Genomic DNA, 20,510 nt, shown 5'->3' with positions numbered 1-20,510 from the left:
TCCCCCGCATCTTTTATGCTCCTCTAGGTTTGATGAAACGTTAAAGCAGCGAATCAGAAGGTGCCTCAACTTCATTCAAAAAAGTTTTAATAGCGTTAATCATTCCTTCATTTTCTTCCGTAGAACCAATCGTGACCCTCAAGCTGTTAGGAAAACCGAAAGATTTCCCCGACCTTGCGATGTATCCGCGCTCAAGCAAATATTGAAATACCACATCGGCATCCTGTTTAAAATGGATAAAGATGAAATTACCTTGTGACGGGTAATAAGCCAAATTTTCCTTATCGCAAAATTCATAGTACCGCTTGAGCCCTTTTTGATTTTCTTCCTTGCATTTTTCAATGAAGGCTTGATCTTCCAAAGCGACGATAGCAATATTCTGTGCGAATGTGTTGACATTGAATGGTTCCCGGGCTGGATCTAGTTTCTGGATGATATTCTCATCCGCCAAACCGTACCCTACCCTAAAACTGGCAAGTCCATAAATTTTTGAGAATGTCCGGAGTATGATCAAATTTTTATATTTATTGATCCATTGATTCGTTCTCGGGTAATCCTCAGCCGTTGCATATTCACAATAAGCTTCATCCAAAACGATAAGAACATCTTCCGGCACTTTTTCGATGAACGATAATAGGTCCGGTTCCGAAATGTATTTACCTGTTGGATTATTTGGTGTACAAAGCCAGACAACTGCTGTTTTTTCATCAATAACTTTAAGCATTCCTTCTAGATCATGAGCACCATCAATATGAGGAACTTCCCTGATTTCCGCACCTTCCAGCGTGGCATTATGGCGATACTGTGAAAAAGTGCCTGTTGCCATGACCGTATTCTTTCCAGCCCCCAATAGGCTTCTGGAGATGATTTGAATGTTCTCATCAGATCCATTTCCAAAAATAAGCTGAGTTTCTTTCACACCTGTATGTTTTGCAACAGCTTCCCTTAGCATCGTGGCATATCCATCTGGATAGATGGCAAACGAATGGGTTGAATTCCTGACGGACTCCTTGACCTTTTCCGAACAGCCGAAAGGATTTTCATTTGAAGCTAATTTCGTGATTTTTTCCAACCCGTATAATTTTTTCACTTCATCAGTGGATTTTCCCGGTTGATAAGACTTCAAGGAAAGGACCGCTTCATTCCATTTCATGTCAATCACCTCTATATTTTTATCACTTTAAAGTAAGAAAGTGCAAGAATAGTATATCATATTCATAGATTTAAAATCATCTTATATCTGCTTTGTCAAATCTGGCCGTAATACCGTGGCCCCTGCCTGATATACATGCTGTATCTCTTTTTGAGATTTTGTCGTATTTACGTGAATCATGACCCGAATGCAAAATGGCAAGGAATTGCTCACCGGTATTTCTTTCATGCATGTAACCGGTACATAAGTCCAGCCTTCGAATTTTCTTAAAGCTTTGGCAGGGAATACAGAACGAATCTCTTCCGTAGCAGAAAAAAACACAGAAGCGACCATTTCGGGATCAATCTCGTTGACCTGAATGATCTCTGCCATCAACTTTTCGGCAGCGGAAATCACTTCCATTTCCGTGTCTTTTTCTACAGTAGTGGCACCCCTTATCCCTCTAATCACACATAGTCCCCCCTTCTCCTGAACTCTATATCATATCCGTCAATTCCTCTATCAGCTCAGAGTCGGCTATATCCATTAATAGCGGTGACCCCACCTCGTTTAGCAGGACAAAGGTAGCTGAATCATTGACCGATTTTTTGTCTGTTTTCATTAATTCAAGCAGCATTGCATGTTCAAGTCGTGTTGGAATGGTTATTTGATAACCTAAAGAAGATACCCAGTTAATGAACTCATCCAGTTTAAAATCGAGATCCACTTTCTTTCTGCTTAATTTAAGAGCATATACCATCCCGATTAAAATGGATTCCCCATGCGTAAAGTTTCCGTATCCCATTGAACCTTCCACTGCATGTCCGAGCGTATGACCAAAATTCAAAAAGGCACGAATGCCGTTTTCCTTCTCATCCTCTTCGACAATTTTAGCTTTAATGCCAATCCCTTTTGTAATCATTGTCAGGAATTGCTCATCCGTTATATCATTCAAATCAACAATATTCGACTTTAACCATAGATAAAACTCATTATCGGCTATCAATGAATGCTTAATGACTTCTGCAAAACCTGACCTTAATTCTTTAAGAGGCAGAGTTTTTAAAAATTCAAGATCATAAATGACCGCTTCAGGCTGATGAAAGGCCCCAATCATATTTTTCCCTAGCGGGTGATTGATGGCAACCTTGCCGCCCACTGCACTATCGTGGGCGAGTAAAGTCGTCGGAACCTGTATAAATGGAATCCCTCTCATAAAAGTAGCCGCAACGAATCCAGCCAAATCACCGACTGCACCACCCCCAAGGGCGATAATCAATGACTTGCGATTAATCTGTTGAGATAAGCAGAAGCTTTGGCATTCATAAAACACATCGAATGTTTTAGCATGCTCCCCTTCTGGCACTACATGATGCAGGACCGGTTTCCCCGTCTTGATCAGGGCGTTTTTCACAGTCTGCAAATGAAGTGCCGCCACTTTCTCATCAGTTATGATCAGAATCTTGTTTAGATGATTTAATTCATGTGTTATTAATTCGGGCAATTCATTTATTGCCTTCTTGCCAATTAAAACCGGATATTGCTTGGAAGCCGTTTTTATTTGGATGGATTCCATGATTTAAAACCCCTTTACTTCTTCCCGATATGATCTTATGTATTCCGCTAATTGCTCATAACGATCTGAAGGGAATTGATCAACGATGGCGGCCGCCAGTTCCCATGCCACTACTGCCTCAGCAACTACTGCTGCTGCAGGAACCGCACAACTATCGGAACGTTCGACACTTGCTTCAAACACTTCCTTCGTGTCAATATCAACGCTTTTCAAAGGTTTATATAAAGTGGGGATCGGTTTCATCACACCGCGTACAACTATCGGCATTCCAGTTGTCATACCGCCTTCAAAACCGCCAAGGCGATTGGTTTTCCGGTAATAGCCCTGTTCTTCGTCCCATGCGATTTCATCATGGACATCACTGCCAAATAGATGGGCCGCTTCAAATCCAAGACCTATTTCCACCCCTTTAAATGCATTGATGCTCATTATTGCTGCGGCTAGTTTTGCATCAAGCTTACGGTCATAATGCACATAACTTCCTACACCCACCGGCATTCCTTCTACAATGACTTCAACGATGCCGCCAATGGAATCTCCTTTTTGTTTAGCTTCATCGATTGCATCCTTCATCTGCTGCTCTACGTTTTTGTCAAAACATCTAACGGAAGATTCTTCTGTTACTTGTTGCAATTGCTGAATACTTTCGTATTTTGGCGGTTCTGCCTTCACTCCGCCAATTTCCAAAACATGCGATGCCACTTCTATCCCCAATAAAGACAATAGCTTTTTAGCGACAGCACCTGCTGCCACCCTTACTGTCGTTTCACGGGCTGAAGAGCGTTCCAGAACATTTCTCAAATCGCGGTGGCCATATTTAATTCCACCGTTCAAGTCGGCATGACCAGGACGAGGCCGGGTGATTTTACGTTTAATTTCTTCAGCTTCCTCTTCTGAAAGCCCTTCGCTTCCCATAATCTTTGTCCAATGCTTCCAGTCATCGTTCTCAACCACCAAAGCAACCGGTGAACCGAGTGTGTAGCCATGTCTGATTCCCGAAGAAATAAAAGCCTGATCTTTCTCGATCTGCATCCTTCTTCCACGTCCATGCCCTTTTTGCCGGCGTCCTAATTCTTGATTAATATCCTCTTTCGAAATCGGCATTCCTGCCGGTAATCCTTCAATGATAGTAGTCAGTTGCGGACCATGTGATTCTCCCGCTGTTAAATATCTCATCTTCCAGCCCCCTTTTAGCACTTTAAAGTGTATATGTATCAATATACCACAATTTTATGAAATGTGGGTATATGTAAAACGTAAAAACCATATTGTTTGAATTTAATCACTTTTCTTTCTATTTTACAAGTACTTAAACATTTTCGATATAGTTTAATCTTTCAAATTTAGAGTTCTACTTGATTTACTATTACACGGCAAACGAAAAGGGACTGAATGCACACATGCAGGATCAGTCCCTTTTTTCTAAAGCATTTACTTTTTTTTATAAAAAAATGTGTCGATCGTTTCAAATTGATATTTTCCTGGGGTGAATATTTGCTCTGTACTTCCTACAAAAAAAACCCCGCCGCTTTTTAGCGATGCACTGAATTTTTCATATAATAAATTTTTGGCTTCTTCAGTGAAATAAATTAAAACATTGCGGCAAACGATTAAATCGAACCCCTGGTCGAATCGGTCAGCGAGAAGGTTTTGCTTTTTAAATGTCACCCTTCTCTTTATTTCATCATCGACATGATAAAAATCCGACTTTTTTTCAAAGTACTTCCTTTTAATTTCCTCGGGCACTTCATTCAAGGAACGTTCAGGATACATCCCCAATTTCGCTCGCGCCAATACATTTTCATCGAGATCCGTCGCCAATATCTCTATCTGGCTAAGCGGAACCAGATTTGATAATATCATGGCAATCGTATATGGTTCCTCGCCAGTCGAGCAGGCTGCACTCCAAATTTTCAACTTTTTTTTGCTTTCTAATAACCCAGGCAGGATTTTCCGCTCCAACACTTCCCATCTTTTCGCATTTCTATAAAATTCGGAAACATTGATTGTCATTCTATCCAAAAACTCATTTAAAACCCCGGGATTGGATTGAATGTCTTTATAATATTCACGGAATGAATGATATCCTCTTTTTACATATAGAGATGTTAGTCGCCTTTTCATTTGCCCTTCCTTATATAATGCCAAATCAATGCCTGTCAGCATTTTAATATTACGAATAAACTCTTCATATTCCTGAGGCATTCCTACGACTCCCCTGCAGATAATTATTTTAGGTGGTTCTTCCCTTTATATATATCGGAGAGTGCCATATTTTCTTTAAACTAAAATAATTCCTTACGTTGCTGCTCGAAACTAAAAAGCCAATTCAAAAAAAAGCGGGTTCCATCGCATATGACGATGGAACCCGCTTTTTATAAAGAAATCGTATTAATTAATATACCCACTCGTTAACAAGTTTAGAGTACTCAACAAGTTCTTCTTCTTTGAAGAATAAACCGATTTCACGTACAGCGCTTTCAGCTGAATCAGATCCGTGAATGATGTTTTTGCCGACAGTTACGGCAAAATCGCCACGAATTGTTGCTGCTGCTGCATCTTTAGGGTTAGTGGCACCCATCATTTGACGTGCAGTAGCGATTACGTTTTCACCTTCCCAAACCATTGCGAAGACAGGACCTGAAGTAATGAAGTCCACTAATTCGCCAAAGAAAGGACGTTCTTTGTGCTCGCCATAATGCTGCTCAGCCAATTCTTGAGAAATGACCATTAATTTTGCTCCTGCAAGAAGGAAGCCTTTCTTTTCAAAACGGGAAACGATTTCACCGATTAAATTGCGTTGAACGCCGTCAGGCTTAACCATTAAAAATGTTCTTTCCATGAATGTCACTCCTAATATGTATCATTGTTATTTGCCTATATAAGGCAATACTTTTAGAATATTACCATTGTTTGATGAGTTTCGCAACTCCCATTATCAAAACTTTCTTTTTCCGATATTTTTCGCGATATCCGATAAAGTTTTTCTAGCTTTAATGGCAGGAAGACCTTTCAACTCAGTAAAAGCCTTTTCTAAATACATATCACTGACCCTCGCTGCCTGTTCAATGGCACCGGAAGTTTTTATCGCATGAATTATATGGGACATTTCGTCTTTTGGCGTATCTTCCCGAACTGTTTCGATAAGCTTTTTTAACTTTGGATCTTCCATGGCGATCAATGCGGGTAAAGTGATATTACCTTGAATCAAATCACTGCCGGCTGGTTTCCCAAGCTCTTCTTCCGAAGCAGTAAAATCCAATATATCATCGGTGATTTGATAAGACATACCGACATAATATCCGAATTTAAATAGCTTTTGGTGAATACTCTCTTCAACACCCGCTGAAATGGCTCCCAACTGGCAGCTGGATGCAATGAGCAGTGCCGTTTTCCGTTTGATCCTTCTAAAGTATATCCGCCAATTCTGTTCGAAATTGTATTTATCCTTTATTTGTTCAATCTCCCCAAGACATAATTCAACCATAGTATCAGCTAGAATTTGATGCGCTAGCGGTGACTCGATAACCGCCATCATTTCCAGTGCACGAGCAAAAATGAAGTCGCCTGTGTACATGGCGACACGATTATCCCATTTTGACTTAATGGTAGCAGATCCCCTGCGTAAATCCGCATCATCCACAACATCATCATGTACAAGGGAAGCTGTATGGATCAGTTCCAAAGTCGCTGCGACATGCTTTACGACATGAATATCATAGTTGCCAAACTTCGCACCCAATAGGACGAATACCGGACGGATCCGTTTTCCACCGGATTGCAGCAAATGCAGGGAAGCTTCCCTTAAAACCGTGGAATCCGCTTCAATTGCGGCTTCCAGTTCTTTTTCTATTAATTGCAAATCTGCATTCAAAAATGAATACATCATTTTAAATTTCATACATTCCACCCAGCTTTGTCCATTGCTATTATGCTTATTTTGAAGGCTTGTACCCGAAATGTGTTGCTGCTACCCCACCGAAATGGGCCTTATAACTGACATTTTCCATTCCCGCCTGCTTGAACATGTTTTCAAGCTTTTTCATGCCAGGGAAATCCCGAGCCGATTCCTGCAGCCATGAGTATTCGCTATAGCTTTTTGCGAATAATTTGCCGAACATGGGCATGATGAAACGGAAATAAAAATAATAGCCCTGTTTAAAGCCAAGCATCGTTGGCTGTGAAGTATCCAGGCAAACGACCATTCCACCCGGCTTGGCTACCCGGTTTAACTCTTTAAGCACTTTCATGTAATCGGGGACATTCCGCAGCCCGAAACCGATCGTGACATAGTCAAAGCTATTATCCTCAAAAGGAAGCTCCATTGCATTCCCATGCATTAGGGACACTTGATCTAGATTGAGTTCATTCACCTTTTGTTCACCGATTTTCAGCATGTTCTTACTAAAATCCAGACCAACAACCTTTCCTTCTGGTCCTACTTCGTTAGCAAGGGCAATGGTCCAGTCCGCTGTTCCACAGCATACATCCAGTGCATGGGCGCCTTTTGGGACATTCATGATGGCCATTGTAGCCTTCCGCCATTTAAGATGCTGTTTAAAGCTGATGAGGGAATTCATCTTGTCATAATTTCCGTAGATCTTTTCAAAGACATGATGAACTTTTTGCTCTTTAGACTGCTCCATGGTTCACCCTTCTTTCACATATGAATTTGCTATACTCTCTGTTTGTTCCAAGATGTCCTTCACTCTTTCCAGAAGTTCATCATCCAACTTTGCCAGCTTCCGCATCGAGCGCTGTACGGAATGCCTGGCGTCCCTGAGGCACTTGTCGAATTGGGTGCGCACCTGTTCTTCTTTTTCCGAAATGGGAACTTCCCCGCCAATCGAGTCATCGAAAGGCATTTCCCTTAGGACATCAAAAACTATCGATTGCCCCGACTCCATATAACTGCTCTTCTCGGCATGCAACCGTTTTAAAAGCAGCAGGTCTTCCGCTATTTCTATCCAGGCAGGCTCATTATAATAATCCGCCAATTTATGAATCAGCGAAGCCTCAATCGCTTTTATCGTCATTAGAAGCGTTGGGACATCATTGATGGACCCTAGTTGGTAAAGAATGATTTTATTGTCATTTATTTTTTTTATCGCGCTCGAAAGTATACGGATCATATCAACATTACCTACACTGGCAAGCCCTTGATAATACAAGCCACTATAGTAATCACCGGCAAGCACTTGTAATTGGCGATTTTTCAATACCTCGGGCAGCTCGGTTCCTTCTCCCGAATTCGAGACGACTTCATGGGTATCCAGAGCTATTTGCACTAACATGGTTGAAATGATGTATTGATTCCGTTTTTCGCTTAAAACGTCCAAATCGTTAAACAATCCCCAAAGCAATATCAGTTTATCTTCGTCCAAGCTTGGCTTTTGTATATACTTCAATAAATATGGATGTTGAGCTTTCGTTTCTATTAATCGTTTTAATTGCCTTATGTCGTCCGTTATGTTTAACAATTGAGATCACCCTTGCATCCCCGAAAGATAATTTTTTTCATACATATTGGTTTCTGTCTGTGTAAAATACACATTATTATACCATAAAAACAATCAGATGAAATGGTCAACGTTTATAAAATGAAACTTCCAATGGTCAGGAAACCATCGTCTTTTGCTCAAAGAAATGGATGCGGGAAATTTACAGCTTGTTAAACGCGATATCAGATGATTGATTTACTAATTAACCAAGTATTGAGAAGCTATCATTTCTCAGGTGAATTCTTTTTGGAATCACTTTCTATCTCTCCGAATGGAGTATAGACTTTTGCATGGCCCCTGATTTTAATTGCCGAGGTATGTTCCGTGAATTGTGCGATCATCACCTCTCCTGAGTCAAGTTTTTCGGAGTGATGAAACTTGGTGTCCGTTCCCCTTGTCAACCCGATGACGTTCACACTATCCTCAATGGCTTTGATTACGACAAAATCATTTAGAATCTTTTTTTCATTCATTTTTCCTGCCCCCATGTCCTTAGTCTTTAATGAATGCCAGCACTTCAGCCCTAGTACGATGATCCTTCGCAAACGTTCCCCTTACAGCTGAAGTCACTGTTTTAGATCCAGGTTTTTTTACACCTCGCATGGTCATGCACATATGTTCAGCCTCTACTACAACCATTACACCATGAGGCTCGAGCTTTTCCATTATCGAGTCAGCAACTGTAGAAGTGATGCGCTCCTGAAGTTGCGGACGCTTGGATACAGCCTCAACCGCCCGTGCCAATTTACTTAAGCCAGTCACTTTTCCGTTTTTCGGAATGTATGCTACATGGGCTTTCCCGTAAAAAGGGACTAAATGATGTTCACATACTGAGTAAAACGGAATATCCTTTACAAGAACGAGTTCTTCATGGTCCTCTCCAAAAACAGTATCAAAATATTCCTTTGGATCCTGATTAAGCCCAGAAAAAATTTCTTCATACATTCTGGCTACACGGCTAGGAGTATCCAGCAGTCCTTCCCTCGTTGGGTCTTCCCCTACAGCCTCAAGAAGCATTTTAACCGCTTCTTCCAATTTGGCATGATCAACATTAGCCATTTTTTTGTACCTCCTAAAAAAATCAATAATATTATGTATTCAGATAAAAAATCCAAAGCGCGTTGCACCCGGATATCCATAATTGCAATTATTAAAGAAGACCCATACATTACGCCCTTGAACGGCAGTTTCGCCGGAAGCGGTTTTTGGTTGGGCATTTCCTTGTGACGGATTAACCATCTGCAGCGTTTCTAAAATATTCACTGTCTTTTATATTATCACAGATGGAAATTAAGAAGCAAAAAAAGGGCCGCGTTTTCACGCGGCCCTTTTCGGTTAAGCACCCGTATGTAATGGTAGAATTACTTCACTGCATCTTTCAGCGCTTTACCGGGTTTGAAAGCTGGCACTTTGCTAGCTGCAATTTCGATTTCGTCACCAGTTTGTGGGTTACGGCCTTTACGAGCCGCACGTTCACGAACTTCAAAGTTACCAAAACCAATCAATTGGACTTTATCACCGTTTTTTAGAGCTTCTAAGATTGTATCAAAAACAGCATCAACAGCTTTTGTAGCGTCTTTCTTAGAAATTTCAGTTGCTGTAACAACTTCATTAATTAATTCTGTTTTGTTCATGCCATTCACCTCCTCCCAAAAGGAATCTTTATAAAAAATCATTATTACAACACTATAATAGTGATTTGATATTAGCTTCGGTCCAAAAATTTTCATTCCCTGGCAATCAAGGATTACCAAGCCGAATTAATTTCCAAATAATTCATCCAGAAATTTATGTATAGGTTGAAATCGCTGTTATAACGCGTTTTCTGTATGTAGATTATCACAAATCCTATTAGCTTAGCAAGGGAATTCAAAAAATAATGGGAATCTTTTCATTAATAATTGTATATATTATAAATTTTGTCTTACGCTATTCATCATTTCCCTTTTTTATAGAATTTAAACTTATTATATTGCTGAAAATCGCTTAACCACAGGGTTTTTTCAAGATTATACTAAAAAACAGCAGATTATTTCAAATATCAGCATTCATAAATGATATTTTTCTTGCGATCCTGCCGTCCATCGCATGCAAAAAGACCAATCCATAAATGGAGTTGGTCCAGCTTTTAAACGTTTTTATAAGATGATGGCAATCAATCCCCCACTGCCCTCATTAATAATCCTCTCCAGTGTTTCTTTCAATTTGTAGCGGGCATTGTCAGGCATCATCGCTAATTTCACCTGTATGCCTTCCCTTACGTAGGAACTTAGGCTTCTGCCAAAAATATCGGAGTTCCAAATGGAAAGCGGATTGTCTTCGAAATCCTGCATCAGATACCGGACTAATTCTTCACTTTGCTTTTCCGTACCGATGATTGGCGAGAATTCGGATTCGACATCGACCTTGATCATATGGATGGAAGGGGCTACGGCTTTTAGCCTGACACCGAACCTGGCTCCCTGACGGATGATTTCCGGTTCATCAAGACTCATATCGTTAAGGGAAGGGGCTGCGACACCATATCCTGTTTGTTTGACCATTCTCAATGCATCGGCCACCTGATCATACTCCGCTTTCGCATACGCAAAGTCCTGCATCAAAGATAATAGATGATCCTTGCCCCGAATCTCCACACCGACAATTTCCTTCAGAATATCATCATAGAGTTCATCAGGTGCGTATAGGTCGATCTCTGCAACACCCTGCCCCATCTCAATGCCTGCAAGCGCTGCACGGTCAATGAACTCGAATTCATTGAAATGACCGACTACGCGATCTACATCCCTCAGGCGTTTAATGTCCTTGACGGTCTCTTTAACCGCTTCTTGGTAACTTTCCCTTAACCAATGATCCTCACGCAGAACCATTACCCAGCTCGGAAGATTAACATTGACCTCGAGAACTGGAAATTCGTACAGGGCCTCGCGGAGTACGCTGTAAACATCCGATTCCCGCATTCCTTCGACACTCATGGCCAATACAGGGATATCATACTTTTCCTGCAAGGATTCCTTCAGTGCTATCGTATTCGGGTGGTGAGGCTGAACGGAATTGACAATCATGATAAATGGCTTGCCAACCTCCTTCAATTCTTCGACAACCCTTTCCTCGGCCTCTAAATAATCACTTCGCGGGATTTCTCCTATCGACCCATCCGTCGTAACGACTACGCCTAATGTGGAATGATCCTGAATTACCTTGCGAGTACCGATCTCAGCCGCTTCATTGAACGGAATCGGCTCTTCATACCAAGGCGTGTGAATCATGCGGGGACCATTTTCATCTTCATACCCTTTAGCCCCAGGTATTGTATAACCGACACAATCGACTAAACGGATGTTCACGTCGAGACCTTCAGCTACTTGAATCGATGCTGCCTGGTTCGGTACGAATTTAGGTTCCGTCGTCATGATCGTCTTTCCAGCAGCACTTTGAGGCAATTCATCCTGTGCCCTGGCACGGTCCGCCTCTGACGGAATGTTCGGAATGACGACTAGCTCCATGAATTTTTTAATAAATGTGGATTTCCCCGTCCTGACGGCTCCGACCACCCCCAAATATATGTCGCCACCAGTCCGTTCAGCTATATCTTTAAAAATATCTACCTTTTCCAAGGTATCCCCTCCCGAATTAGAGTTTTGGGATTTCGTTTATCCATTTGCATTTATTTAGGACATTATATATCTATGATGTTGTCCTAAAAATTTATTCCAATTATTTCCCTGGTTCAATCCCTTCCTCCACCAGAAATTTTATATAAGGGTTGTTATTTTAAAAGTAAGATGAAATAAAGATAAAAGAAATAACCCTTCCCCTACAATATATTTTGCAGAAGAAGGGTTATGCCTATTTTGTAAGAAATATTGGATTATTTGTTTTTTCATCAATTGTATATGGTAATGAATAGGCAGGGACGAACTCCGAACTCTGCACCAGCAGTTCCCGGATATCTTCACCTGGCTTCATTTCCCCCTCATGCTTCTTCAATGCCTCAAGTAAATCCGGGGTATAATCAACAAAAATGCTGCCTTGACCATCGACTACAAGATATAAGTCTTTTTGTGAAAATGGGCTCGTGACCGTCGGAGCTTCCTTCAGGCCCATTTTTTCATAATCAAGCTTGAAGACATTATCGGATAACCTTTCCTTAAATGGCGGGTATCCGTTGCTTTGCTGATAAGCAGTCAATCTCAAGGAAACATCCTGTATCTTCTGCGCCATCCTGACATCCAACAGCTTTACGGTCGGATCCTTTTCAACATTAACGAGGATGTATTGAAAGACGCCTCCTGATTCAAAGGCATTGTCCGGCGGTTCAGCCATATACCTCGGTGAAATCTTAGAAAATTTTATGACATATTTTTGATAAATCGGTGTACCTGCATCTTTTGTAACGATGGGCAGTATGCCGCCTTCATCTTTCTGAAATTGATCCACTGCACTTTGGACGGATTGTATTTGCTCTTTATAAGGCAGTTGGTTTTGCATTTTTTGCTTCTCCGGATATAAGCAGCCAGATAATGATACAGAGATGCATAATAAACATAATATTTTGAAAAAATTTCTCATCATTTCTCCTCACCTATCAAGTGGTTGGCCCGCTAAGAACAACGATAAGGATGATCAAGCCGGCTAGAATCATAAGTATGTATGCGATAATTGCTGTCAAGACTCTCCAAAAACCTTTTAATTTATAGCGGCTTAAGTAGATTAGAAATATAGAGATAATCATAAAGCCCATTGCTATAAAGGATATCCACATCTTTTGCAGAGCAGGTGTCATATCTTCATCACTCCTTTTTCCAGAAATTATTATAACATACCAAATTACGTTAAAGGAATTAAATCCTTGTCCAATCTGTGTAATTCCCGTTTTCATGACTCATTTCCGTAAAAAAATATTTAACGAGAAATAAGTATAGTAAGTAATCTCCATACTCCCTCCAAGCAGCAAAAAAACAGCCCAAAGGCTGTTTTTCTGCTTATTTAAATTAAGATTGAAGCGTTGGCAAGACATCTTTAAACGCTTTAATGACTGTATCGACTTCATCCAACTTAATAGTCAATGACGGCTCAATCCTGATTGTTTTGGAATTGATAAGCGTACCTGCCACCAAGATGCCTTTATCAAAGAGGGCTTTTGAGAATTCATAACCCACTTCATCTTTATGGAACTCAATACCAATCATCAATCCTTGGCCGCGGATCTCCAAGACCTTATCTTTGTGCTCAGCAGCCACTTCCCTTAACCCATTAAGGAAGTATTCACCAACTTCTGCAGCACGCTGCGGTAAGTTTTCTTCCAAAAGTACGTCGATCGTAGCAATGGCCGCAGCACAAGCTAGTGGATTTCCTCCAAATGTGGTTGTGTGCATGAATGGATTGTCGAACCAGCTTTTAAACACTTTCTCATTGGCTACGACAGCACCTGCAGGCATTACTCCGCCGCCAAATGCTTTCGCTAAACAAATGATGTCCGGAACAACATCATATAGCTCAGACGCGAACATTTTACCTGTCCGTCCCATTCCTGTTTGCACTTCATCCAAGATCAATAACGCATCATATTCGTCACATAATGCCCGAACCTGCTTTAAATAATCTTGCGGAGGAAGAATGACTCCTCCTTCACCCTGGATAGGCTCCAACAGCACAGCAGCTACATCTTCACCGACCAATGCACAACTTTCAAACGTTTTTCTCATCATATCCACATCGCCGAAAGGTACATGACGCACACCTGGTACCAACGGGAGGAACGGTTTTCTGAACATGCCCTTCGCCGTTGCCGATAGGGAACCAAGGCTTTTCCCATGAAATGATTTTGTCGTCGAAATGATCGTGTAACGGTCACTGTACATTTTAGCCAGCTTAAGTGCAGCCTCCACGCTCTCGGTACCGCTGTTCGTAAAGAACGAGTATTTTAGATCTCCCGGTGTGATTTCGGCAAGGATCTTGGCAAGCATTGCACGTAATGGATCAAGTAAGTCCTGGCTATGAAGGGCTTGCCTTTGCAATTGATCGGTTACGGCCTTTACTACTTTAGGATTACGATGGCCAACATTATAAATACCAAAGCCACCTAAACAATCAATATATTTTTTTCCATTTACATCTGTAAAACAGGAATCTTGATCAGACCACTCCACCGAAGCGAATTGTGTGTCTTTAGTGACCGTCTTACGATATTCCAAAAATCCTGGGTTTACATGGTTACGGAAATTCTCGACCGTTTCTCTTGTTACCCACTGCGCATCTTCTTTTGAAATTTCTTTTTGTTCGATTAATTGAAGCACTTTTTTAATATAATCTTGGGTTGCTGTTTGGTTAGCTTGAGTGTTTTTACTTTCTACGTTAATTGACATTTTATAAGCTCCTTTTTTTTATAACTTTAGTGGATGGTTAATTGAGATTGCTTCTTTTATGAAACTTTGATGCTTACCTCCCTTTTTTCTTATACTTACTAATCAAGCAAGAACCATGCCAAGTTAATTAACCAATAAAATCGCATTCTTTTTGATAATTAACGCTAAAATTATGCAAATTTGCATATCGATATTTCAATTTGCATAATCATTTTGGAAAAACCATTAAAAAAAGCCGTTGCCAGTGATGATCATCACTCGGCAACGGCTTTTATTCAATATGCATTTTTTTCGATTTTCTTACTCTGTTCAGCTAACACTTTTTGATACTTCCTGCTCACTGACGATTGACTTATCCCGAGCGCTTTTGCCGCTTTGGTCGTAGTTTTATACTGTTTCATGGCAAGCATGATCAATTGCTCTTCGACATGGTCCTGCGCTTCCTGCAGTGGAAGAATTCTCGTAATAATGGGTTTCGTTTGTTTAAAGTCACTGCCCACAGGTATGAACCTTTGAATGAAATCAGCATCGATCATCTCTTCATCTGCAGAAACAACCAACCTTTCAATCATGTTCTGCAATTCACGGATATTCCCCGGCCATGTATAGACTTCCAGTATATTTAATGCATCGGGGGAAAAGTGGTAATTCCGCTGATACCTTTCATTCAGTTTTTGCAGGAAATGAAAGGCTAGAGGCGGTATATCCTCCGGCCTTTCCCTTAAAGGGGGCACATGTATAGGTATGACGTTCAAACGATAGAATAAATCTTCTCTGAACGTCCCCATCTCGACCATTTTTTCCAGACTCTTATTCGTGGCCGCAACAATTTGAACATCAATGGAAATGGGTGTAGTGCTCCCAATCGGAATCACTTCCTGTTCCTGGAGGACCCGCAGCAGCTTGACTTGCAGGTGTATAGGCATGTCACCCACTTCATCAAGGAATAATACACCCTTATTGGCCTGTTGAAAGTATCCTACCTTCCCATTTTTATCCGCTCCTGTAAAGGAACCCTTCGTATAACCAAACAATTCACTTTCGAGGAGGTTTTCCGGAATCGCCCCGCAATTTATCTTCAGGAAAGGCTGCTTGGATCGCCTGCCCATTTTATGAATGGCTTCGGCTATCACTTCTTTACCTACTCCCGACTCCCCGTTGATTAATACAGTAGATGAAAAATGAGCGATTTTCTTGACTTGGCTGATTATCTGCTCCATTTTAGGACTGGCAAAAACCAACTCTTTATAAAATTGATCCTGTTTTTTGAATGAATCCAGTTCTTTCCTCATTTCATTTAATTCCGATTTCAATTGTGTCGTTTCCGTTATATCCCTTGAAGCAATGACTATTCGATCTATATCCCCTTTTTCATTGAACACAGGGGTGCCGACGGAAAGGACTTTCTTATTCATTTTCGTATCTTGGACAATCGATACTTTCTTTTTTTGTTCAAGGACCAACCGGGTGACCGAAGGATTAAAAATCCCTTCATCTTCTAATTGCAAAAGATTCTTCCCGATATAATCCTTTAAATCCTTCCCCCAGAATCCTGAGATGATGCTGTCACTATAGCGCAGCAGCTCTCCTTTTTGATTGACTACAAGTATTTCATCATAGATATTCGCTAAAATGGCATTCAAGTCTTTATTCGAGCTTTTTATCAATTCTATTTCCATGGCCATTTCCTCAACCATCGGTAAATCCTGAACGATGATGATCAGGCCTTCGACTTCTTTTTCATGGTTCAGGATCGGGCTATAGTCGACAAGCACACTCATGACATCAGTAATCTCCAACTGATTCAAAATACTGCTCCCGCTGGCAAACACGCTATGTATATGCTGCTTATTGAAGATGTTCGCAGCAGGTTCATTCAGGACTTGTTCAGAAGGCTTTTTTATCATCTTCAAGCCTGATTCATTGAAGTTCACGATATTTTTTTCTTTATCAGCTACAAAAATCCCCATAGGAATGGAGGTTAAAATAACATTTAACAGGTCTAAATTTTGTTTGCTGTCCTGCTTGAATAATTCAGCTAACACATCTTCCCTTTTTACATAACCGGTAAGCAGGCCATCATCCGTTTTTATCAGTACGATAGGTTCACCGATAATTTGAAACAGATGTGGCAAGGATATGTTAGGAGTTAATTTACAGACATTATCAATCGAAAAAGCATACTGTAAAAGCTGATCGACTGTCGTTATTTTTTCATTTAACGGGAGGTCATCCATGCGGATATACGCAAACACTTGATTTTCCTTCATAAGAAAGAAGAAAGGTTCCTGTATCTCATGAATTTTTTGGTCTGATAATGTAGGCTGATCAATTGTTATAGTTATGAATGGTCTTATTTTATCATCCGGAATAGATAACACAGTTTCACTCTCCTTTTGTAACCTAACCTATATTTTATCACAATTCTGAATTGCTAGATAAAAAATAACATGTACGATTACCCGTATCCAGCATTTACCTTTTTTTATTCCACAACAAAAGGGCCCTTTAACGGACCCTTTTGACCTTAAAACCTGCTATGCACCTTACACTTATTTAATATTGGACCGTTCCCTTTCCTTATAATTTACTGATCAGGATCGCCTTTGCTTAAACCGGCTTTACGCTTTCATAGTTTCTGCTACCTTCACTTTTACTTGATCATTCCCTGTATGTAAATTAACGGATAGATATGACGATGAATATGATCATGAAAAGCAAGGAGACGAATGTTAGTAGCCATTTTCACCCTCATGACATTGATAACCGTCACAATAATCAGTAAATTGAGCACACATGCAAAGGCCGGTACAAAAGGAAAAGCTGCTGAAAAAAATGCTGAACAACAAGTAATTGACCCTTGAAATGAATAAATAATCCCTCAGTATCCACCAACCTATAAGAAAACCGGCATATGTATTAATAGACTTTTGCGCCTTTCTGTCCATCATATACGGTGTGAATAGCATCTCCATTAATGCGAGCAGGCAGGCTACCGGAATCATTCCATGTGATATCTCTGCGGCAATCCCATAAGTGCTAAATCACCGTTTGCTAATGCCACGATCAAAAAACCGAATAGAAAGAGCGTTAAAGACCTTTTCATTTTCTCATCAGCCAAATAACAACCTCCTTCGTTCATGAATTAGTAAATTCACTGTGTTCTTCAAAACGGAATAGCGGGGGAGATTCCGTAAACCATTTCGTCCGATACAGAAGATAACCAATCCCGATTACCGCCCATACTATTCCTAGGATCAATGAACTCTTCTCGAGATTAAGCCAAAGGATGAAGACCGATGCAGCACCTAAAACCGGGGACAGAATAGTTGAAAGAAATCCTTTAATCGTTCTGAAGCTTTTGTTTCTTATTGAATGGACGATTACACAAATATTCACGAAAGTAAAAGCAATTAAAGCCCCAAAGTTTATGAGGGAAGTGGCGGTAACCAAATCAAGGAATAAGGCAACCATTGATATGGACCCGACAAATATGACATTAAAAAATGGCGTGTTGTATTTGGGGTGGACAAACCCAAATAGTTTTTTCGGGATCATTTGGTCACGCCCCATGACATACAACAACCTAGAAACACTAGCATGAGATGCAAGCCCAGAGGCAAGGGTACCGCATAAAGTTCCTGCAAGAAAGAAGGCTTGAAATAACTTCCCGCCCACGAAAAGGGCAATTTCCGGAGAAGCGGCTTCAGGATCGCTAAAACGGGAAACATCCGGGAAAAATAACTGTGTAAAGAATGATGCCGTCACAAATAAAACCCCTCCGATAAGGGCAGTCAAAAAGATGGCCTGTGGAACCGTTTTGGATGGATTCGGTGTTTCTTCCGATAAAGTAGTGACTGCGTCAAACCCCAAGAAAGAAAAACACAGGATTGTAGCACCTGTTATGAGCGTCGACATTTCCATATGAGGCCCGAAGAATGGCTGAACCGATAAGACCTCTCCAGTCCCTTCTCCACCCATGACCCCTTTAACGACAAGTCCGACAAAAATAACGATGACCAACATTTGAAAAAAAACAAGGAAGCTATTGAAGTTGGCTGCAAAATTAACATTGAATAAGTTAATGACTGTCATTAAAAGGACAAATGCCACCACCCATATCCACGGGTATACCTCCGGAAAAAGGGCAGTTAAGTATATTTTTGTTAAAATGCCGTTCACCATCGGTAAAAATAAATAATCAAGTAACGAAGACCACCCGACAAGGAAGCCTAAATGTGGATTGATCGTTTTTTGTGTGTAAGTATAGGATGAACCTGCCTGCGGATAAATTTTCACCATTTTTCCATAACTGGCTGCAGTAAACAACATCGCTAAAAGAGCAATGACATAAGCGGTTGGCACATGCCCCCCCGTTTTTTCGGAAACTATCCCAAATGTATCAAAAACAACCATCGGCGTCATATATCCAACACCAAGCAATACGATATGCCACAAGTTTAAAGACCTTTTCAGATTACCTGTTTGCATGTATCATTCCCCTTCCTTTTTTAGCCAGAAAAGTTAAACCAACTTTTCTGGCCTCCCTTATAATTTTTTTGGTCATATTACACCTCGCAATTTTCATACCAAAAAAAATAGTCGATTTTTAACAAAAAACAAGGAAATATGTAGAATGCTTTTATGCAAATTTGAATAACCTATTCAATTATTCATAAGAGAACGGATGATTTTTTGCCCATAAAAAAGCAGAAGATATCTAGATATCTTCTGCTCATTTGACTAAATCCCCCGTGCCGAGGTCAAATTACTAGTTTACTTTCGTTGCATTGTATGCTGATACACGGCAAGGCGCATCATCAAATGCCTAATTTAATGAAATTCTTTTATAAAAATCAACAGTTTCGAATTTTAATCCTGCTGTCTGCTATCCAAAATGTTAAAAAGTTCTTCCATCTCATTCGTTTTTGAACGATTCATCAAGAGGTCAACTGCCTTTTTCACTTCTTCCCCATTGAATAAAACATCGTACAGGGCTTCAGTGATCGGCATGTTCACTTCGTACTTTTGAGCTAGCTGATAGGCGGCTTTAGTGGTTCTGACACCTTCAACGACCATACCCATGTTTTCCAAAACTTCTTCAAGCTTTTGCCCTTTACCAAGCATATTCCCAGCTCTCCAATTACGGGAATGTACGCTTGTACAAGTGACGATCAAGTCTCCAATCCCAGCTAAACCTGAAAACGTTAGTGGGTTAGCCCCCATGGCCACCCCTAGACGGGATATTTCAGCCAATCCTCGTGTCATTAAGGCAGCCTTGGCATTATCCCCATAGCCTAAACCATCCGTAATGCCGGCAGCCAATGCAATGATGTTCTTTAATGCCCCTCCGATTTCAACGCCAATCAAGTCCGGATTTGTATACACACGGAAATTATTATTGATAAAGATGTCCTGAACCCTTTCGGCAGCTTTCATATTCTTTGAAGAAACGGCAACTGTTGTCGGGTGACGTAGACTGACTTCTTCAGCATGACTCGGTCCTGAAAGAACCACTATATCTTTAAGCCAATCCGCCGATGAGACTTCTTCAATCATTTCCGATATACGAAGCAGGGAATCAGGTTCAATCCCCTTACTCACATGAACGATTGTCAATGGCTTATCATGAGCCTCTTTGATCTGACCAAGCACTTCCCGGTAGGCTTTGGTCGGCACAGCCAAAATTATTATTTCAATCCCGACCAATGCTTCCTTAATCGAAGAATAACCTTTAATCCCTAAAGGCAATTCAATCCCAGGCAAGTATTTTTCATTCGTATGATTTTGATTTATTTCATTGATTTGATTCTGATTATGTCCCCACAATCTCACTTCATGCTGGTTATCAGCGATCACGAGCGCTAAAGCAGTTCCCCAGCTCCCTGCTCCAATCACTGCGATACTTTCTTTATCTTTCACCATGGTATAAC

Annotated in this window: 20 protein-coding genes; 1 reads left to right on the top strand and 19 read right to left on the bottom strand. The window is 40.7% G+C overall.

Going from position 1 to position 20,510, the window contains the following annotated elements; all coding sequences use genetic code 11:
* Positions 1-40 precede the first annotated feature (40 nt).
* From hisC to J7E52_RS21500, 17 genes are all read right to left on the bottom strand, one after another.
* Entirely contained in the window at positions 41-1,153 is a 1,113-nt protein-coding gene (gene hisC / locus J7E52_RS21580; protein WP_214750463.1) for a histidinol-phosphate transaminase, read from the bottom strand.
* An 81-nt stretch (positions 1,154-1,234) separates the two neighbouring features.
* Positions 1,235-1,603 carry a chorismate mutase gene (gene aroH, locus J7E52_RS21575; RefSeq protein ID WP_214750462.1) on the bottom strand — a complete coding sequence of 123 codons (369 nt, stop codon included), beginning with the start codon at positions 1,601-1,603 and terminating at the stop codon, positions 1,235-1,237.
* A gap of 25 nt (positions 1,604-1,628) precedes the next feature.
* On the bottom strand, positions 1,629-2,708 hold the full coding sequence (gene aroB, locus J7E52_RS21570; RefSeq protein WP_214750461.1) for a 3-dehydroquinate synthase: 1,080 nt from the start codon (positions 2,706-2,708) through the stop codon (positions 1,629-1,631).
* A 3-nt stretch (positions 2,709-2,711) separates the two neighbouring features.
* Positions 2,712-3,884, bottom strand: coding sequence for a chorismate synthase (gene aroC, locus J7E52_RS21565; RefSeq protein WP_214750460.1), 1,173 nt, complete (start codon positions 3,882-3,884; stop codon positions 2,712-2,714).
* Positions 3,885-4,139: 255 nt separating this feature from the next.
* Positions 4,140-4,913 (bottom strand): CheR family methyltransferase, encoded by a 774-nt coding sequence (locus J7E52_RS21560; RefSeq protein ID WP_214750459.1) that lies wholly within the window; start codon positions 4,911-4,913, stop codon positions 4,140-4,142.
* A 190-nt stretch (positions 4,914-5,103) separates the two neighbouring features.
* Positions 5,104-5,550 carry a nucleoside-diphosphate kinase gene (gene ndk / locus J7E52_RS21555; protein ID WP_034308008.1) on the bottom strand — a complete coding sequence of 149 codons (447 nt, stop codon included), beginning with the start codon at positions 5,548-5,550 and terminating at the stop codon, positions 5,104-5,106.
* A 96-nt stretch (positions 5,551-5,646) separates the two neighbouring features.
* On the bottom strand, positions 5,647-6,609 hold the full coding sequence (hepT, locus tag J7E52_RS21550; RefSeq protein ID WP_214750458.1) for a heptaprenyl diphosphate synthase component II: 963 nt from the start codon (positions 6,607-6,609) through the stop codon (positions 5,647-5,649).
* Positions 6,610-6,643: 34 nt separating this feature from the next.
* The gene (locus tag J7E52_RS21545) at positions 6,644-7,354 is read right to left on the bottom strand and encodes a demethylmenaquinone methyltransferase (RefSeq protein ID WP_098370781.1); all 711 of its coding nucleotides are present in this window, start codon (positions 7,352-7,354) and stop codon (positions 6,644-6,646) included.
* Between the two features lie 3 nt (positions 7,355-7,357).
* Complete coding sequence (locus tag J7E52_RS21540) at positions 7,358-8,188, bottom strand: heptaprenyl diphosphate synthase component 1 (protein WP_214750457.1); 831 nt, start codon at positions 8,186-8,188, stop codon at positions 7,358-7,360.
* A 245-nt stretch (positions 8,189-8,433) separates the two neighbouring features.
* On the bottom strand, positions 8,434-8,682 hold the full coding sequence (gene mtrB, locus J7E52_RS21535; protein ID WP_137016024.1) for a trp RNA-binding attenuation protein MtrB: 249 nt from the start codon (positions 8,680-8,682) through the stop codon (positions 8,434-8,436).
* Between the two features lie 19 nt (positions 8,683-8,701).
* Complete coding sequence (folE, locus tag J7E52_RS21530) at positions 8,702-9,268, bottom strand: GTP cyclohydrolase I FolE (RefSeq protein ID WP_076365641.1); 567 nt, start codon at positions 9,266-9,268, stop codon at positions 8,702-8,704.
* A gap of 302 nt (positions 9,269-9,570) precedes the next feature.
* Positions 9,571-9,843, bottom strand: coding sequence for an HU family DNA-binding protein (locus tag J7E52_RS21525; RefSeq protein ID WP_034308023.1), 273 nt, complete (start codon positions 9,841-9,843; stop codon positions 9,571-9,573).
* Between the two features lie 504 nt (positions 9,844-10,347).
* Complete coding sequence (gene spoIVA / locus J7E52_RS21520; RefSeq protein ID WP_101222423.1) at positions 10,348-11,826, bottom strand: stage IV sporulation protein A; 1,479 nt, start codon at positions 11,824-11,826, stop codon at positions 10,348-10,350.
* 232 nt (positions 11,827-12,058) lie between these two features.
* Entirely contained in the window at positions 12,059-12,784 is a 726-nt protein-coding gene (locus J7E52_RS21515) for a hypothetical protein (RefSeq protein WP_214750456.1), read from the bottom strand.
* 13 nt (positions 12,785-12,797) lie between these two features.
* Positions 12,798-12,995, bottom strand: coding sequence for a DUF2768 domain-containing protein (locus J7E52_RS21510; RefSeq protein WP_101222425.1), 198 nt, complete (start codon positions 12,993-12,995; stop codon positions 12,798-12,800).
* A gap of 208 nt (positions 12,996-13,203) precedes the next feature.
* Entirely contained in the window at positions 13,204-14,577 is a 1,374-nt protein-coding gene (locus J7E52_RS21505) for a putrescine aminotransferase (RefSeq protein ID WP_214750455.1), read from the bottom strand.
* A gap of 275 nt (positions 14,578-14,852) precedes the next feature.
* Entirely contained in the window at positions 14,853-16,958 is a 2,106-nt protein-coding gene (locus J7E52_RS21500; protein ID WP_309476922.1) for a sigma 54-interacting transcriptional regulator, read from the bottom strand.
* A gap of 348 nt (positions 16,959-17,306) precedes the next feature.
* Between J7E52_RS21500 and J7E52_RS27115 the strand changes: the two genes are divergently transcribed.
* Complete coding sequence (locus tag J7E52_RS27115) at positions 17,307-17,441, top strand: hypothetical protein (RefSeq protein WP_286197985.1); 135 nt, start codon at positions 17,307-17,309, stop codon at positions 17,439-17,441.
* 274 nt (positions 17,442-17,715) lie between these two features.
* On the opposite strand, the gene J7E52_RS21495 is transcribed toward J7E52_RS27115, so the two are convergent.
* Together J7E52_RS21495 and J7E52_RS21490 are read right to left on the bottom strand one after the other, a co-directional pair.
* Positions 17,716-19,068 (bottom strand): APC family permease, encoded by a 1,353-nt coding sequence (locus J7E52_RS21495; protein WP_214750454.1) that lies wholly within the window; start codon positions 19,066-19,068, stop codon positions 17,716-17,718.
* Positions 19,069-19,449: 381 nt separating this feature from the next.
* Positions 19,450-20,502, bottom strand: a complete 1,053-nt coding sequence (locus J7E52_RS21490) for an NAD(P)H-dependent glycerol-3-phosphate dehydrogenase (protein WP_214750453.1) — start codon at positions 20,500-20,502, stop codon at positions 19,450-19,452.
* Between the last annotated feature and the right edge of the window lie 8 nt (positions 20,503-20,510).

This window comes from Bacillus sp. ISL-34, assembly GCF_018613325.1.
Lineage (GTDB): Bacteria > Bacillota > Bacilli > Bacillales > DSM-1321 > Peribacillus.
Note: the sequence above shows the minus strand (reverse complement) of the source record. Positions and strands in the feature narration are given on the sequence as shown.